At 65.2% G+C, this 16,867-nt stretch carries 10 protein-coding genes; 1 reads left to right on the top strand and 9 read right to left on the bottom strand.

The window, feature by feature from the left end:
• Nucleotides 1-114 precede the first annotated feature (114 nt).
• Genes KUO17_RS14915 through lexA form a run of 4 tightly spaced genes read right to left on the bottom strand, consistent with a single transcriptional unit; the run spans nucleotide 115 to nucleotide 5,845 of the window.
• On the bottom strand, nucleotides 115-3,213 hold the full coding sequence (locus KUO17_RS14915; RefSeq protein ID WP_217976312.1) for an error-prone DNA polymerase: 3,099 nt from the start codon (nucleotides 3,211-3,213) through the stop codon (nucleotides 115-117).
• Nucleotides 3,189-4,604 carry a Y-family DNA polymerase gene (locus tag KUO17_RS14920; protein ID WP_217976313.1) on the bottom strand — a complete coding sequence of 472 codons (1,416 nt, stop codon included), beginning with the start codon at nucleotides 4,602-4,604 and terminating at the stop codon, nucleotides 3,189-3,191. The genes KUO17_RS14915 and KUO17_RS14920 overlap by 25 nt, the downstream gene beginning before the upstream one ends.
• 6 nt (nucleotides 4,605-4,610) lie before the next feature.
• Nucleotides 4,611-5,228: a translesion DNA synthesis-associated protein ImuA gene (gene imuA / locus KUO17_RS14925; protein WP_217976314.1), complete on the bottom strand. Its 618-nt coding sequence runs from the start codon at nucleotides 5,226-5,228 to the stop codon at nucleotides 4,611-4,613.
• Nucleotides 5,228-5,845: a transcriptional repressor LexA gene (lexA, locus tag KUO17_RS14930; protein WP_217976315.1), complete on the bottom strand. Its 618-nt coding sequence runs from the start codon at nucleotides 5,843-5,845 to the stop codon at nucleotides 5,228-5,230. The genes imuA and lexA overlap by 1 nt, the downstream gene beginning before the upstream one ends.
• A 90-nt stretch (nucleotides 5,846-5,935) precedes the next feature.
• Here lexA and KUO17_RS14935 point away from each other — a divergent pair, with 90 nt between their 5' ends.
• Nucleotides 5,936-6,598 (top strand): HAD family hydrolase, encoded by a 663-nt coding sequence (locus KUO17_RS14935; protein WP_217976316.1) that lies wholly within the window; start codon nucleotides 5,936-5,938, stop codon nucleotides 6,596-6,598.
• 78 nt (nucleotides 6,599-6,676) lie between these two features.
• Here the strand turns inward: KUO17_RS14935 and KUO17_RS14940 are convergent, their stop codons facing one another.
• The 5 genes from KUO17_RS14940 to KUO17_RS14960 all read right to left on the bottom strand — a co-directional run bounded on the left by KUO17_RS14940 (nucleotide 6,677) and on the right by KUO17_RS14960 (nucleotide 16,863).
• A complete protein-coding gene (locus tag KUO17_RS14940; protein WP_217976317.1) occupies nucleotides 6,677-8,152 on the bottom strand; it encodes a TolC family protein in 1,476 nt (491 codons plus the stop codon).
• A 50-nt stretch (nucleotides 8,153-8,202) separates the two neighbouring features.
• A complete protein-coding gene (locus tag KUO17_RS14945; RefSeq protein ID WP_217976318.1) occupies nucleotides 8,203-15,279 on the bottom strand; it encodes a DUF4347 domain-containing protein in 7,077 nt (2,358 codons plus the stop codon).
• Between the two features lie 90 nt (nucleotides 15,280-15,369).
• The gene (locus KUO17_RS14950; protein ID WP_217976319.1) at nucleotides 15,370-15,981 is read right to left on the bottom strand and encodes a phage tail protein; all 612 of its coding nucleotides are present in this window, start codon (nucleotides 15,979-15,981) and stop codon (nucleotides 15,370-15,372) included.
• Between the two features lie 46 nt (nucleotides 15,982-16,027).
• Nucleotides 16,028-16,369 (bottom strand): DUF6916 family protein, encoded by a 342-nt coding sequence (locus KUO17_RS14955; protein WP_163940722.1) that lies wholly within the window; start codon nucleotides 16,367-16,369, stop codon nucleotides 16,028-16,030.
• Complete coding sequence (locus KUO17_RS14960; protein WP_217976320.1) at nucleotides 16,366-16,863, bottom strand: GNAT family N-acetyltransferase; 498 nt, start codon at nucleotides 16,861-16,863, stop codon at nucleotides 16,366-16,368. The genes KUO17_RS14955 and KUO17_RS14960 overlap by 4 nt, the downstream gene beginning before the upstream one ends.
• Nucleotides 16,864-16,867 lie beyond the last annotated feature (4 nt).

A 16,867-nucleotide genomic window follows, 5' to 3' on the forward strand; every position in this document is an offset into this window, starting at 1 on the left:
CCCTGCAGGCGCTGACAACACGGGATCGAGTGGGGCCTGACAGTGATCGACACGGCCGAGGTGTACGCCGAGGGCGGCGCCGAACAGCATGGCGCCACGCCGGCGCAGGCCTGATCAGTGAAAGTCGCGGCTGCGCACATCCAGCCCGTGCAATAGCGGGCTCAGGTCTTCCAGGCGGCGCGCGACCAGGTGGCGCACGCCTTCGGCATATTCCAGCGTGCCGACCACCCGCAGCAGCCGCGCCCCCACCAGCACCCGCCGCTGTCGCTCGGCCAGCTCGCGCCAGACCACCACGTTGAGCATGCCGAACTCGTCCTCCAGGGTCACGAAGGTCACCCCGCTGGCGGTGCCCGGTCGCTGGCGCCCGGTCACAAGCCCCGCCACGCTCACTGCATCGCCATGCTCGGCGTGGTCCAGCGCACGCAGGCTGCGACACCCCAGGCCATCGAGGCGACGGCGCAACAGGCTCAGCGGGTGCGGGCCGAGGGTGGTGCCGACGCTGGCATAGTCGGCAAAAAGGTCCTCGCCCACGCTCGGTGCCGGCAGCTCGACCGGGGCCTCAACGGGCGCCTCGACGCCGGCGAACAACGGCAACTGCGCCTGCACCGCCGCCACCTCCCAGCGTGCCTGGTAACGGTGACCGGCCAGTGCGCCGAGGGCGCCGGCATCGGCCAGCAGTTCGCGCGCACGCAGATCAAGGCCGGTGCGCAGGCACAGGTCGGCCACGTCACTGAACGCGCGCGCTGCCCTGGCCTGCTCCAGGCGCACGGCGTCCTCCTGACGAAAACCACGCACCTGGCGCAGGCCCAGGCGCAACGCCAGTTCATCCCCGGCCACCGGCTCCAGGCTGCAGTCCCAGGTGCTGTGGTGCACGTCCACCGGGCGAATCTGGATACGGTGGCGCCGCGCATCCTGCAGGATCTGGTCGGGGCTGTAGAAGCCCATCGGCCAGCTGTTGATCAGGGCGCAGGCAAAGATCGCAGGCTCGTGGCATTTGAGCCAGCAACTGGCATAGGTCAGCAGGGCAAAACTGGCCGCATGGGACTCGGGGAACCCATAGCTGCCAAAGCCCTTGATCTGCTCGAAGATGCGCTCGGCGAACTCGACGCTGTAGCCGTTCTTCAGCATGCCCCGGGTCAGCCGCTCGCGGTGCGGCTCCAGGCCGCCATGGCGCTTCCAGGCGGCCATGGAGCGGCGCAACTGATCGGCCTCGCCGGGCGTGTAGTCGGCGGCGACCATGGCCAGTTCCATCACCTGCTCCTGAAACAGCGGCACGCCCAGGGTGCGCTTGAAGACCGCTTCCAGTGCTGCTGATGGATAGCTCACCGCCTCCTGCTTGTTACGCCGACGCAGGTACGGGTGCACCATGTCACCCTGGATCGGTCCCGGCCGCACGATCGCCACCTGTATCACCAGGTCGTAGAACGCGCGCGGCTTGAGCCGCGGCAGCATGGCCATCTGTGCCCGCGACTCGATCTGGAATACCCCCACAGTGTCGGCACGGCAGATCATGTCGTAGGTCGGCACATCGTCAGCCGGCACGCACGCGAGGGTCATGCGCCGGCCACGGTGGTAACGGATCAGGTCGAAGCAGCGCCGCAGGGCGGTGAGCATGCCCAGCGCCAGAATGTCGACCTTGAGCAGGCCGACCAGGTCCAGGTCATCCTTGTCCCACTGGATCACCGTGCGCTGGTCCATGGCGGCGTTCTCCACCGGCACCAGGGTGTCCAGCGGCTGCTCGGAAATCACGAAGCCACCGGGGTGCTGGGAGAGGTGCCGGGGGAAGCCGATCAGTTCGCCAGTCAGCGTCAGTACCCGGTGCAGCAGCGGGCTCTGTGGGTCGAAGCCGGCCTCGCGCAGGTACTCCGGTGGCGGGATGCGGTCGCTCCAGCGCCCGCAGCAGTCGGCCAGGGCGTTGATCTGGTCCACTGGCAAGCCAAGCACCCGGGCGATGTCGCGCACCGCCCCGGCCGCGTGATAGGTACTGGCCACGGCGGTCAGGGCCGCGCGATGGCGGCCGTAGCGGTTGAACACGTACTGCAGCACTTCTTCGCGCCGCTCGTGCTCGAAGTCCACGTCGATGTCGGGCGGCTCGTCGCGCTCACGCGACAGAAAGCGCTCGAACAACAGGTGCGTGCGGGTCGGGTCCAGTTCAGTGATGCCGAGCACGAAACACACCACCGAGTTGGCCGCCGAGCCACGCCCCTGGCACAGGATGCCCTGGCCCCGGGCGAACTGCACGATGTCGTACACGGTCAGAAAGTAGCTTTCGTAACGCAGCTCGGCAATCAGCGCCAGTTCGTGCTCCAGCGCCTGACGGGTAGCCGCCTCGATGCCCGCAGGCCAGCGCCAGCGCAGCCCGCGCTCGCACAGTTCGCGCAGCCAGCTGGTCGGTGTATGGGCCTGAGGCACCACTTCGTGAGGGTATTGATAACGCAGTTGCCCGAGGTCGAAGGTGCAGCGTTCGGCAATCTCCAGCGACGCCTCCAGCAAGCCGGCCGGGTACAGCTCGGCCAACTGCGCCAGCGCTCGCAGGTGCCGCTCGCCATTGGCGAACAGGCGCTGCCCGGCACCCGCCACCGTGGTGTGGTGGCGGATGGCGCTCATGCAATCTTGCAGTGCACGGCGCCCACGGGCGTGCATGTGCACATCGCCACAGGCCACCGCACGCAGCGACAGGCTGGCGGCCAGGGCCTGCAACTGCTGGAGGCGCTGGCGATCATCGGCACCTCGGTGCAACTGCACGGCCAGCCACAACTGCTGGCCGAACACCTCGCGCAGCCACTGCACGGGCGTGGCATCCAGCGACGCGTCGGGCACCCACAGCGCCACCAGGCCGGACATCGGGCCGGCAAAATCCTCGCGCAGTACCTGGTACTCGCCTTTGGCTGCCCGGCGCCGCGCCCGGGTGATCAGTTGGCACAGGTGCTGGTAACCGCGCAGGTCTTCGACCAGCAACACCAGCCTGGGGCCATCGTGCACCCGCAGTTCGCTGCCGACGATCAGTTTGACCCCGCTCTGCTTCGCGGCCTGCCACGCCCGCACGATCCCGGCCAGGGTGCACTCGTCAGTGATCGCCAGGGCCTGGTAGCCCTGCTGGCGCGCACGCTCGAACAGTTCGCGGGCGCTGGAGGCGCCGCGCTGGAAGGTGAAATTGGACAGGCAGTGCAGCTCGGCATAGCCACCGTTCATGCGAACCACCCCTGCAGCCATAACGGCCCGTTCTCGCCCACATCCCGGTAGGCCCAGCCGCGCTGGCCGGACGGGGTTTCGATCAGGTAGTAGTCACGCCGCACATCACCGCCATCCCACCAGCCGGATTCGATCCGCTCCGGCCCTGCCAGCCAGCGCAGGCCCTGCAGTGGCAGGGCCTGCGGCTGGGCCAGCAACCAGCCCGGGCGCGGCGCGCCAGTGGGTGCCTGCGCCACCATCGGGGCCGTACCGGCGTGCCAGGCGTGCTCGGGGCGGTGGTCGGCAAATGCCTGCACCGGCCGCACGCGGTCATCCCCAAGGCGTGCCCGCAGGCGCTCGCGCAGTTGCTCCCAGCTTTGCTGTTGCTGGGGCCGGGCATTGAACAGCTCGCCCGGCTGCGGCACAAACGCCGGGAGGTCGTCGGCCAGCAGGCGCAGGCTGCGTACCGGCGCGGGCAAGCTCAGTGGTTCCAGCCGGCCGCGGGCAAGCTCAAACAACATGCCCGCCTCGCGCTCGGCCGCCAGCAAACCGACCACCACCGGGGTCTCGAGGGCCTGGGCATGTTCCAGGTACAGGGTAAAACGCTGTACGCCACCGTCGCGGCTGGCCAGAAACGCCGCCAGGTCGGCAATCAGTCGGCGCAGCGGAAACAGCAGCGCCTGATGCGATTCGACATCGAAGTTCAGCTCCAGCCGCGCCTCGAAGCGGTCGGGTGGCACATGGCACGCCAGCGCCATGGGGCGCAGCCCAAGCAACTGGTCCAGGTGCAACTGCACCGCAGCGGCAAACCGCCTGGCCAGGGTTTCACGCGGCAACGCCAGCACCTGGCCCAGGTCACGCAGGCCCATGCGCGAAAAGGCCGTGGCCGCCTCGACGGGCAGGCCGATGCGCTGGACCGGCATCTGCGTCAGCGCTGCACGGGTCGCCTCGGTATCGCTCAGCGCCAGCCCGTCATGGGCGTTGGCCAGCATGCGCGCCGCCACCGGATTACTGGCCAGCACGATACGATGGCGCAAGCCCAGCGCACTCAACTCTTCACGCAGGCGCGCCTCGAACGCTGGCCAGGGCCCGAACAGGCCCAGGCTCGACTCGACCTCCAGCAGCAGCGTACGCGGGTAATGCAGACTGACCTGCGAGCTGAAGCGGTAGGCCCAGGCGGCCAGCAGTTGCTGCAGTTGCTCGACCGCCGCCGGGTCATGCTCGACGCAGGTAAAGCTGCTGGCCAGCGCCTGTGCAGTACTCAGTGCCTGCCCGGCACGCAAGCCCAGTGCGTGGGCGGCGGGGTTGACCGCCTGCAGCACGCGGCGCTGGGCCGGGCCACTGAGCAGTACCAGCGGTGCCTGGGCGTCGTCACGCCCACGCAATACGCTGTCGAGCGCCAGTTGCGGAAGCAGGATGCAGGCCCACAGCATCGCCCCTCACCCTCGCTCGGCCATGCGTACCGGCGCGCTGGGGGCCAGCCCGCCGCGGCACTTGAGTACCCGCCACTGCGCAGGATTCAGGTCGACGGCAATGCGCAGCGCCGCTGGCGAAGGGTTCAGCGCCGCCTGTTGCGGGCGACAGGCGAACGCCAGGGTCTGGCCGGTTTCGGCCGCCACCTGCAAACGGCGCAAGGCGCGATCATCGGCCTGTTGCGGCCAGCACAGCACGGCGCCACAACTGCCCGAGCGCAGGCACTGTTCGACCGCCCACAGGGCATCGGCAGGTGAAGCGTCGAGCAGCGACAGGCAGCGCAGGTCGACACCGGCTGCCAGCCAGGCAGGGGGATAAGGGATAAACGGTGGTGCTACCAGCACCACCCGCTCCCCCTCGCCGGTCAAGCGCGCCAGGCTTGGCCACAGCAACTGCAACTCGCCACCGCCCTCGGCCGCCAGCAGCACCTCGCTGAGCGCCGACGGTGGCCAGCCACCACCGGGCAATACAGCATCCAGTGCCGCATGCCCGGTGGGCTGCAGCCCTTGTGGCTGAACCAGCGGGCGCCCCCTCCAGACCCGGCGCTCGTCGAGCAGCCCCTCGAGGCTGACCACCGCGCCCATCAATCGCGCCTCAACAGGCCGCAGAACACCCCTTCGATCACGAAGTCGCGCTCGGGGCCGACCTCGATCGGGGCATAGGCCGGGTTGCGCGGCAGCAGGCGATAGTGCCCGGCCGCGCGCTGAAAGCGCTTGATGGTGACCTCGCCATCGAGGCGCGCGACCACGATCTGCCCGTCACGGGCATCGGCCTGCTGGTGAATGCCCACCAGGTCGCCGTCGAAGATGCCGTCATCGATCATCGAGTCGCCGCGCACCTTGAGCAGGTAGGTGGGGGTGCGGGTGAACAGGTGTGCATCGAGCATCAGTTGCTCGTGGATGTCCACGTCGGGGCCGATGGGCCGGCCGGCGGCCACCTGGCCCAGTACCGGGATCTCCAGCACCTCGGGCCGGCGCAGCGCCCCGGCCAGGCGAATGCTGCGCGCCTGGTTGGGCGTGACCTCGATGAAGCCGGCCTCGCAGAGGGCCTGGATATGCTTGCGCGCCACGCTGCGCGAGGCAAAACCGAAGGCCTGGGCAATGTCGGCGAGGCTCGGTGGCTGCCCTTGCTGCGCGATGCGGTCGCGGATGAAGGTCAGGATGGCGGCACGTTTGGGCGATAATCTGTTCATGGAGTACATTTGTACTCCTTTGCGGTTTATCTGACCAGCCCCACTGATCGACACGGCAAATTGAGTATGATGGCCCGCTCCTGGAATGGAACCTTGCCCATGCTTGATGCCCTGCTGTTCGACCTTGATGGAACCCTGACCGACACCGACAGATTGCACCTGCTGGCATTGCAGCAGTTGCTGCTGGAAGAGGGCCGGGTGTTTACCGAGGCTGAATTCGATGCGCATGTGAGTGGGTGTGCCAATGCCGACATGTGTCGCTACCTGTTTCCGCAGCGGTCGGTGGCCGAGCATGAGGTGTTCGCTGACCGCAAGGAGGCGCGGTTTCGCGCGCTTTCGCCGACCTTGCGGCCGACGCCTGGGTTGAGTCGCCTGTTGGACCATGCGCAGCAGCGTGGCATTGGCGTGGCGGTGGTCACCAATGCGCCGCGGGCCAATGCGGTGCACATGCTGCAAGCGCTGGGTCTGACGGCGCGTTTCGAGCATGTGCTGGTGGCTGAAGAGCTGGCACGCGCCAAGCCTGACCCCCTGCCCTACCTGACGGGCCTGGAGTGCCTGGGGGCGATGGCGCAAAACGCCTTGGCTTTTGAAGATTCGGTGCCGGGCGTGACGGCGGCGAGTCGTGCGGGAATTTTTACCGTAGGCCTGTCCACCAGCCAAGCGCCGCAGGTGTTGCTGGAGGCTGGGGCGCAGTTGGTGGTGGCGGATTTTGATGATGTGCGGTTGTGGGACTTGATTGAGCAGATGTCGGTACAAGGCTGACGTCAGAGTTCGGTAGAGCCACCCAAGGCTGGCGAATGAATGCACGGCACAAAACATGTGCCGCACACATTATTCCCCTTATCTCCCCCAGTTCGCCTCACTGCTCTGCAACGCCGTCGCAATGGTCGCCAAGCTGTTGTCCGGCAAGGTATCCGGCAACAGATCCGTCCCCGTACTCACATACAACTGCGCATACGCATTGCGCAACTCGGCATACGACAAGTCACGCCGCAACTGCGTCTGCAAGTTGTTCAGCTCACCCTGGATCAACTCCAGTTCACCAATGTTCTGGGTCTGGTAACGGTTGCGCAACTGCTCGGCAATCTGCCCGTCCAACGCTGCCAGCTCTTCGCTGGTACGGAACTGACGAGTCGCTTCATTGAAGTTGGCATTGGCCACATACAACTGTGCCAGCACCGCCATCGACATGGCCTGACGCCGCGCCGCCGCCACGTCCTCACCCGCCTTGGCCACCTTGATCGCCGACGGCGCCGAGAGCACGTTGAACAGGTTCCACGTCACCTTGACGCCATAATCGGCCCAGCTCTGGTTGACCAGGAACGAGTTGCTGTCATAGTGCCCGCCCGCCGAAAACTCCAGGCCCGGCAACAGCCGCAACATGGCCTTGCGCGTCTCTGCCGCACTGATGCGCGCCTGGTAATCCTGCTCGCGCAGTTCCGGGCGACTGGCCAGGGCCTGCTGCTCCAGCTGGGCAAAATCACCCTTGAACTGCGGCACGCCATAGCCCGCTTCCGGCGCCAGTTCGAACGAGGTGCTCAGCGGCAAATTGATCAGCGCCGCCAGCTCGGTCTTGGCCAACGACAACGCACGCCGCTGCTCTTCAAGCTGGCGCGTGGCTTCGATCAGCGCACGCTGGTAGCTGAGGGTCTGCACCGGGTCGCCGATGCGCTGGGCACTCATGCGCTGGCTGTTGTCCCGCGCCTGGGCAATGCGCCCCATCAGGCTGTCGATCTGGGTCAGCAGACGCTGCGCCGCCACCGCCCGCCAGTACGCCGAACGCACGTCCTGGGTGATGGTGTGGATCACCTTGCGCCGACGCTCCTGCAAGATCAGGCGCTGGTCAGCCTGCTGCTTGGCGCTGACGTAGCTGACACCAAAGTCCAGTACGTTCCACACCATGGTCAGGTCGGCCACTTCGCGGTCACGGTCCTGGGAGGTCGAAGGTTCCAGCGACTGGGTACCGGTGTCGACACTCTGGCTGCTGGAGGCACTGACGTTGTTGCGCCCGGCATACCCTGCTTCCAGGGCCATGCGCGGCAGCATGTCGAAACGCGCCAGGTCTACCTGACGCTTGGCCAGCGCCTCTTCCATCACCTTCAGGCGGGCCTCGAGGTTGTACTTGACCGCGCGGGCCATGGCCTGGTGCAAGGTCAAGGGTTCGGTCAGCGGCTCCTGCGCCTTGAACATGCTGACGAGGTCCTGAAGCGCCCGCTCTTCGCTGGCGCTGCGTTCGATCGGCTGGCTGGTCACCGCACACCCGCTGATTGCCAGTGCCAGCACGCTGGCACCAAACAGTTTATGACTTTTGTTCATCCTTGGGCCGCCCCCTGGTACGGCTCGTTCTGTCAAGTGTGTGCTGCCTTTCATGCACGCGCACCGATCTGTGCCGGTTGCGCCAATGCCAATGCCAACTCACGCACATGGCGTTGGTCGGCGTCGTTGATCTGGTGAAGCTGCTGGCCCAGTGTCGGGGCGCCAAACACCCCGCGAAGGCCCTGTTCGAGGTCGCTGGCACGCCACTGGCTGCCGTTGAAGACATTCAGCGGATCAACGTAATCCACCCCTTCGCGATTGAAGATCGCCGCAAAACTGCTGCTGGCGAAGACACCGTCCTGCGCGCTGCCGACGTCATTGCCACTGCTGGTGAACACCTGGGCAATGAAGCTTGGCGTACTGACGACGTTACTCAGGAAAATCGTACCCAGCGGTGTAAAGCCGTTACCCAGCGTACGCGTCTCGAAGAACGGTGCCAGCGACAACGGCGAGAGGCTGGCATCCAGCGGCGCCGCTGGCACCTGTGGCTGCAGCAATGTGCCGGCCGGCGCCACCGGCATCGACGGCGAACTGCTACGGAACTCCGGATCACCGGCGTCCTGGCCACGCACATTGGGCACATTGGGTACGCTGGGTACGCTGGGCTCGCTCGACGAGCCGACGTTCTGTGCAGCCCCTGCAAGCGATACTGCCAGTGCGTTGCCCACCTGGTCGCTGATCCCGCTGCCCTGGGCATTGAGCCCCAGGCTCAGGCTGCCCACGCCGGTGATACTGCCTACGTTGATGCGGTAGGTCTGGGCGTCGATCTGCACCACCGACAGCACCTTGCCGCTGGCATTGCCGGTGGCGAGCAGGCTGAAGTCACCGACATCGACGCCACTGACCGCCTCGTCAAAGCGCAAGGTGAAATTCAGCGTCGTGTCGCCAGGCGCGGCCGGGCCATCGAGCACGATCCCGGTCGGGCGCGGCGGCTTGGCATCGACCACGATGCCGGCGGTACTGTCGACGTTGTTCAGTTGCAGTCGTGCGTCATTGCCCAGTGCATCGCGCAAGGTAGCGCCGTTGAGGTCCAGGGTCGAAGCAATGCTCACCCCGCCCGAGCGCCCACTGCCAACCGTCAGGCGGAACACCAGGGCGTGGCTGCCCGACCCTGACAGATAATCGGCATAGGCCACCCGGCCATCGCCCAAGGTCACCGCCAGGCGCGGTACGCCATTGCCGGTATCGACCAGCACCACCTCGTCGAGGTTGACGGTGAAGTCCAGGTGCTGCCCGGCCACATAGGTGCCGTCTGCCGGCACGCTGACGCTACCGACTTTGGGCTGCACGCCGTCGATGACGATATCCTTCTGGCCGGCAATCGACTGAGCGCTGCCAAGGCCCGGCAGGGTAAGCACGGCATTCTCGCTGGTGGCACTCCTGATGGTCGCACCGTTCAACTGCAGCGCCGCAGTGCTCTGGTAGTCGAGATCGGCACTGAGGTCACCGGCCTGTACCTGGTAGATGAAGCTCAGCGTGTTGGAGCCCGAACCGCTGACATAGGTTGCCTGGCGATCGATCAGGCCGGTTTCCAGCAACAGGCTCGGCACACCACCGGTCACATTCACGGTCTGGTCGAAGGTGACGACGACCGTGAGCAAATCACCCACCTTGTAGCCGCCGTTGCCTTGCACCACGTTGACAGCGGTCACGCTCGGGTTCAGTGGCGCCACCGTGATGCTGACGGTGTCGGAGTCGCTCTGCGACCCGCCGCTGCCGGTGCCTCCCTGATCGCTGGTGGTGAGGGTGAAGCTCGCCGGGCCGTTGTAGCCAGGCGTCGGAGTGAACTTCATGCCGTTCAGCGCGGCATTGATCTGCGCCAGAGAGCCCTCGAACTCCAGGGTGGCGGTGCCCGGAACGTTGCCGTTGTGGAAGGCCAGTCCGATGTTACTGGACAGGGTGATCAGGCCGTTGGTGGCGGTCAGGGTGACGATAATCGGCGAGCCGCCGGAATCCACATCGCTGATGCTGACCAGATTGCCGTTGGCGCTGTTGAAGGTCAGCACCGCGTCCTGCTTGACGCTCTGGTCGCCCGGCACTGCGTTGACCGGTGCGTCGTTCACCGCAATGACGTTGATGATCACGGTCTTGGTATCGGTAAGCGCACTGCCACCGGTGTTGCCGTTGTCGTTGATCGATATCGTCAGCAGCACGCTGGTGGTGTTATCGAGGGCGGTCTGGTACTTCACGCTGGCGGCGGCGATGAAGGCGTTGAGATCGCTCAGGCTGCCGGACAGTGTCAGCGTAGAGGTGCCCGAATCCACTACCGTTACGCCGCTGCCGGAGATAGCGCTGAGGATGCCGCTCGGTACCGAGAAGGTCGCGGTGACCGAAGCGCTGCCGGCATCGACGTCACTGAAGCTGATGCCGGTCAAGGAAGAAGCCAGGTCTTCGGTAACGGTAATGCTCACCGGCACGGTGGCCACCGGCGCATCGTTCACCGGCGTGACCGAGAGGGTCATGGTCTTGGTGTCGGTGCCGACGCTGCCGGTGTCGACCGTGATGGTCAGGGTCACGTCGGCCGTGGCGTTGGCCGCCGCGGTGTAGGTCACGCGGTTGTTGGCGATGAAGGCGTTGACGGCGGCGATGGTGCCGCTCAGGTTCATTGTGGTGGCGTTGCCGCCCACGACCACGCCGGCGCCGCTGGTGGCGGCAAGGGTGCCGGAACCGACGTTCAGGGTCATGTAGACGTTGACGGAGTCCGGGTCGCTGATGCTGATCAGGTTGATCACCGAGGCGACGTCCTCGACCACCTGGGTGCTCGCCGGTACGCTGATCAACGGTGTGTCATCCACGGCGCTTATGGTGATGGTACGGGTGACGCCCGCAGAGTCCAGGCTGCCGTCGTTGGCCCGGAACTCTACGGTGCGAGCCCCGAGGGTGGGCGATTGCGACAGGTTGGTAAAGGTCACCGCCCTCAATGCCGCCTGGAACTGCGCCTGGCTCGCCAGGTTACCGGCGGAACTCAGGGTCAGGGTCGCGTTGGCGGCGTCCCACGTCCCGATGATATTGCCCATGGTCGCCGGGTTGGAAACCAGCGCCAGGAAATCGTTGCCGTAGCTGTAGTTGTTCGAGATGCGCACGGTCGCCGAGGCGATGCCAGGACCGTCGGCATCGCTGATGGTCACAGCGTTATCGATGACTACCGGGATCGACGTGGTGGTGTTGCCTTCGGTCCAGGTCACGCTGCCGCCAGAGCCGGTGACGATCGGCGCATCGTTGACCGCGGTGACCACCACGCTGGCAGTGTCGGTGGAGGTGGAATAAGCCGACGTGCCGCCGGAGGTGGTGACATTGACCTTGACGCCCTGCAGGCCGGCGTTGCTGCTCTGGTCCCAGGCCTTGTAGGTGATGGTTGCCGTCTCGCCATGGAGAGCGTCCGGTACGAAACGCACCAGGTTCTGCGCGGTGAGGATCAACGCGGAGCTGGTGGAGACGATACCCACGTCGCCCCAGGTGACGCCGGCGTCGAGGCTGTACTGCCACTTGCCGTAGGTGGCGGTCAGGCCGGTGATCGCCATGCCCTTGACCGCGGAGTTGTCGATGTCGGTGACACCGCCCAGCAGCGAGAGGACGGTACTGCCGCCGTTGTTGATGGCGGTCTCGGTGATCCCGTCCAGCGCCGGCGACACGCCCGTCATCACCGGCGCATCGTTGACTGCGCTCACTACCTGGTTGGCCACCGCAGTGTCCGTGGAGAAAGCAGTCGTCCCGCCGTTGCTGGTGGTATCGGAAACGCCGCGAACACCGTTGATGGAAGCGGTACCAGTGGTCTGGTCCCAGCCACGGAAGTTGAGGCTGGCCGTCTCGCTGTTGGCGCCATCGGGGACGTAGCGGATATAGGTGGTGGAGGCGAGCAACAACGCACTGGTACTGGAAACGGCGCCGAAGTCGGTCCAGGTGGCGTTGTCAGTAGAGTACTGCCAGATGCCGTTGCCGGACTTGCCATACACCGCGATACCGCGCAAGGCGCCGACGTCTGCGTCCACCATGGTGTAGTTGGTCAGCAGGGTCGAGACCCGCGTGCCAGTGCTGGTGGTGTCCTCGTTGATGCTCGGGAGGCTGTACGGCCCACCGGTGAGGACAGGTGCATCGTTGATGCCGACCACTGTCACAGTGCTGAAGATGCCGATGGCTGCGGTAGGCAAGCCGCCATTGGCCGACCCGCCGTTGTCGCTCACGGAGCTCAGGGTCACCACCCGGTTGGTGGTGTTAGGGCTGTCGCTGTCGTTGCGATAGGTCATGGTGTTGAGGATGGTCTGCGCCGTCGCAGAGTCCAGGCCGGCGCTGCTGCTGAGGGTGACGCTGGCAATGCCGCTGATCACCGAGACCGTGACCACCGTGCCGTTGTTGGTGGTCACCACGCTCGTGCCGTTGGTCAGGGTCACGTCGCTGCCGTCGATCACCAGCTTCTCGGCGGCGCCGTTGTATACGGTGCTGACGGTGAAGGTCATCTGGCTGACTTTCTGCCCGGACTCGACGGTGTTGATCGTCGCGCCGCTGAATAGCTGCACCGCCGAGCTGTTCTCGGTGTAGGTCGGGTTGGAGGCAGTGACGCTGACCACCGGTGCATCGTTGACCGACTGGACGGCAAGGGTAACCACGGACACCGCGCTATCGCCACCAACCCCGTCATCCATGCTGATCGACACGCTGCGCGAGGTAGTCGATGGCTCGACGGTGTTGGCGTTGCGGTACGCCAGGTTCTGTACCAGGGCAGCGACCGTGGTCGTGTTGGCGTTGCTGGTGAAGGTGACCACCAGCGGGTTGCCGTTGCTGCCGCCGGTGAAGGTGCCGATCACCAGGCCGTTGTACATGATCGAAGCGCCGGAAATGGCGATCTGGTTGGCGCCAGCACCCTGATCACGAATGAACAGCACGTCTTCGCCATTGGCCCGACCGCTGGTGATCTGCACGGTCAGCTTGCCACCGTTGAAGTTGGCCGAGTCGGCGTCGCTGACCGTCGCGTTACCGGAAGCGTCGAGCAGTACATAAGCGCTGTCTTCGACGTAGGTGACGCTGTCGCCATTGAGGTTGCCGATCACCGGCGGCAGTACGCTGGAGGTGCTGAAGTTCAGCGTCGTGTTGTTGGCGATACCCTCATAGGCCTTGCCATCGGTGGCAATGAACGCTTTTGGCGAAATGCGCACGGCATAGGCGGTGCCCGGGTCGAGGTTGCTCGACGGGTTGATGGTCCAGATAGTGCCGGAGCCGCTCACCTGGACGTCGGAAGCAGAAATGGTGGTGATCTGACCGTCGCTGAGGCGCACGATCTGGATATTGCCGGAGCCCTGAATGACGGCACGGTCGAAGGTCAGCACGATGTTCGCGGCGGGGGCAACGTTCAGGGTGTCGTCACCCGGGGTGGCGTTGAGCAGCTTGGGCGAACTGCCGCTCTGCAAGTAGACCGAGCCGGCCACGTTGAGCGAACTGGCGAAGAGATCCAGGTCGCCATCGCCGTCGAAGTCGCCGAAGCGATAGTTCTGGTTGCTCATGTTGACCATGTTCAACCCTTTGATCGGAGAGTCGGCGTCGTCTTTCTCCAACAGGGTGTAGACAGGGTTGCCGGAGCCATTGGTGCCATCGTTGCGGTAGAACTTCCAGTCGTTGGTGGTGGCGCTGAGCTGGAACAGGATGTCGGCATCGCCGTCGCCATCGAAGTCGGCGACCACATAGCGGGTCTGCGGCAGCGCTGAGGCGATGCCCACCAGCGTACCGTTGACGAACGTGCCGTTGTCGTTGCGAAAGTAGCTCATCGAGGAGCCGGCGACCAGGTGGATCAGGTCCACGTCGCCATCGCCGTCGACGTCGGCAATACGGTACTGGTAGAGGATGAAGTCTGGCAGGTTGATGTTGCGGAACGGCGACGCGGCGTTGGTGATGTCAAGGTCCGTCATGCTGCCGTCGCCATTGTTCATCATCACCCGCCACGGTGCACCGGCGGTACTGGTGGTCTGGTACAGCAGGTCGGCGGCGCCATCGCCGTTGAAATCGCCAACGATGGTACGGTTGCCGAATTGCGGGCCGCCGGGGATCGTCTCGGCGGAGAACACACCGTTGTCGTTGCGGTACAGGGTCAGTTGCTGAGCGCTGACGGCAGCCACCAGCAAATCGGTGTCGCCATCGCCATCGAAGTCGGCGGCATGATAGTTGACGCCGTTCGACGCCGACGCGCCCAGGGACAGGCCGGCAAACGGCGAGCCCGACTGGTTAGCCAGGACGGTGATGAAGGTGCCGTCGGCCTGGCCTGCGGCGAAGCGCCAGAGGTTGGTGTTGTCCTGGTACAGGATGTCGTCGCGCCCGTCGTTGTTGAAGTCGCCCACTACCATGCGCATCAGGTTGGCGGCGGTGTTGCCCAGAATCGGCGCGGTGGCGACCTGGCCGCCGGTATAAACGACCGCCATGAGGTTGTCGTAGGCCGTCAGGTTGAGCGCGCTGGTCTGGATGCTGCCGCTGCTGCGTTCCAGGCTCCAGTTGCCGCCCAGGGCTGCTGCGCCGGTATCGTCGACCGAGGCGGCGACATCGGCGCCGGTGATGCTGGCCAACTGGTCGAGGAAGGTCTGGCCCTTGTCGCCCTGCCCCACCTTGCAGCCGTAGAGCATCAGGTCTCCATCGGCCTTGAGCGCGGCGCCAATGCTTTCCAGGGTCGCGCGGTGCTCGGCGAGGTTGTTGCTGGCCAGCCAGACGTTGCCCATCTGCACCGTGCCGTCCGCGCCGTGAGACAACAGGTGGATGGCGTCCAGGCCTTCGCGGCCCTTGAGGTAGTCGGCCATCTGCTGCAGGCCGTCCTTGTTCGGGTCGAGCACCACGATCTCGGTATTGGCCGGCAGGCCTGCAACCAGCTTGTCGGCATCGCTGACCTGGCCGTCGACGAACACCACTTCATGGCGCTGCGCCGCCTGCCCGCTACTGCCGGATGCGGCCGCCTGGGCCGGGCTCGCCTCGTTGCTGGAGGTGCTGTCCTTGGCCGCGTCGACGGTAGTCTGGGCCGCGGCGTCCTGGGCGACCACGCCCACGGACGCATCGAACATGATTCGCGGCTCCAGCGCCATCAACAACGGAGCCGGGCTGGCCTCGATGGACTGCGACTGGACGGGTTTGCGCGAGAAGCGTTCGATGAATTTCATGCTGCACCTCCTGGTGTGCCCCCGCGTCGTCGGTTGGGACGCCGCGAACAGAAAAGTGGCGGTGCCCTGAGGCACCGCCGGTTGTCGCTGTTAGTTGCGGCTAGGGAAGACACCCTGCAGCGCAATGATGAAGTTGACCGACAGGTAAGGGTTGAGCAATGAGTACGGAACGCTTTGGCCGCTGATCGAAGTCTGACCGGTGCCGGCGGCGACCACCGCGGGTGCCGACAGATTGATCTTCGGCGCCGGCTGGCCATTGGCCAAGATGCCACTGTGGTACAGGTTGAAGGTACCGCCCTGGCCGTCGTCCGGGATCGCCAGGTAGCCGTTGGCCAGAGGCGTCGAACTGGTAGCCGGAGCATTGACGACCTGCAGGGTCGCAGCGCCATTGACCGTCAGCGAAACGGTGTGGGCATGCTGGGCCAGGGTCGAAGCCAGCTCGGTCATGGCAATCGCCCCGCCTTTCTGGCCCATTTCGTAGGCCGGCAGGCCAGCGCCGGTGCCGAAGCCGACCGGGATACGGCTACGAAAATCGGGGACAGCGAAGGTGTTCACCCCATCACCGCCAAAGTTGGTGCCCAGCAGCGCGAACAGCGCGGTGTTCTGGTTCAGTGGCAGCATCTGGCCCTGGCAAAGCGCCCATCCATAGGGGTTGAAGTTGAACCCCACCATCCTGATTTCACCCAAAAACGGATCAGACATCAGACTCTTCCTTTATGTTGGCTTGCGTGGCTTGGATTTAAGCGAGTCAGGAAGCATCGACCGGAACCTGGCGCCGGCGATGGATGACCGCTTCGAGTACGTGACGACCGTCGGGCTCCGGGGCCACCGGCGTCATCAGCAGTGTCCAGGGCTGCTGGCGCCCCGGCCCAAAGAGGTTGAACACCTCCTGCGGCAGGCTGACGCCATGTGGCAGTACCAACAGCAGCGAATAGCATTCGTGCTCGTCGTTCATCGCCACGCCCTCGTTGACCGTCAGCAGGCTGACCCTCAGACCCTGCTCGGGGGTGAGCTGCAACACAAAGCCGTCGGCATCGGCATCGCGCAGTTCCTGCAGGCTGGGGATAGCGGCAAGAATCGGTTCGCTCATGAGACTTTCCTTGAGTCGGTGCAGGCATCGCGGCGCAGCTTCAGGTAAACCCCGGAGTCGCCGCAGACGTTGAAGCCCAGCCGGCCATACAGCCGCTGTGCCGGGTTATAGGATTCGACGAAAAGCTCTACCTGCAGACCTTGTTCGTCGGCGCGGCGCAACTGCGCCTCGATCAATGCCGAACCGATACCTTGGCGCTGGAATTCGGGAAGCAGGGTTATATCGATCACGTTGAGCGTGGTCGCCCCCCAGAACATATAGAGGCGGCCGATGGCCTTGCCCCCACGTTCGATGATCAATAATTCCCCATCGGAATAATGAGCTTGGTAATAAGCGTGCTGAGCGTTGAACTGTTGACTGAGAAAGGCTGCGACCTGCTCGACAGGCCAACCGCTGCGGGACATTTCCTCCTTGCGCGAGCCGGCATAAAGATGCTCGATGAAAGCCATATCTTCTGAATGCAAGGCACGGAGGGTCACAGCGTCATTCGACATCAAT

This window comes from Pseudomonas aegrilactucae, from assembly GCF_019168305.1.
GTDB lineage: Bacteria > Pseudomonadota > Gammaproteobacteria > Pseudomonadales > Pseudomonadaceae > Aquipseudomonas > Aquipseudomonas aegrilactucae.

Bases quoted from the DNA above. Each gene is read 5' to 3' on its own strand.
- KUO17_RS14915 (WP_217976312.1), bottom strand. From the start codon at position 3,213: ATGGCTGCAGGGGTGGTTCGCATGAACGGTGGCTATGCCGAGCTGCAC.
- KUO17_RS14920 (WP_217976313.1), bottom strand. From the start codon at position 4,604: ATGCTGTGGGCCTGCATCCTGCTTCCGCAACTGGCGCTCGACAGCGTA.
- imuA (WP_217976314.1), bottom strand. From the start codon at position 5,228: ATGGGCGCGGTGGTCAGCCTCGAGGGGCTGCTCGACGAGCGCCGGGTC.
- lexA (WP_217976315.1), bottom strand. From the start codon at position 5,845: ATGTACTCCATGAACAGATTATCGCCCAAACGTGCCGCCATCCTGACC.
- KUO17_RS14935 (WP_217976316.1), top strand. From the start codon at position 5,936: ATGCTTGATGCCCTGCTGTTCGACCTTGATGGAACCCTGACCGACACC.
- KUO17_RS14940 (WP_217976317.1), bottom strand. From the start codon at position 8,152: ATGAACAAAAGTCATAAACTGTTTGGTGCCAGCGTGCTGGCACTGGCA.
- KUO17_RS14945 (WP_217976318.1), bottom strand. From the start codon at position 15,279: ATGAAATTCATCGAACGCTTCTCGCGCAAACCCGTCCAGTCGCAGTCC.
- KUO17_RS14950 (WP_217976319.1), bottom strand. From the start codon at position 15,981: ATGTCTGATCCGTTTTTGGGTGAAATCAGGATGGTGGGGTTCAACTTC.
- KUO17_RS14955 (WP_163940722.1), bottom strand. From the start codon at position 16,369: ATGAGCGAACCGATTCTTGCCGCTATCCCCAGCCTGCAGGAACTGCGC.
- KUO17_RS14960 (WP_217976320.1), bottom strand. From the start codon at position 16,863: ATGTCGAATGACGCTGTGACCCTCCGTGCCTTGCATTCAGAAGATATG.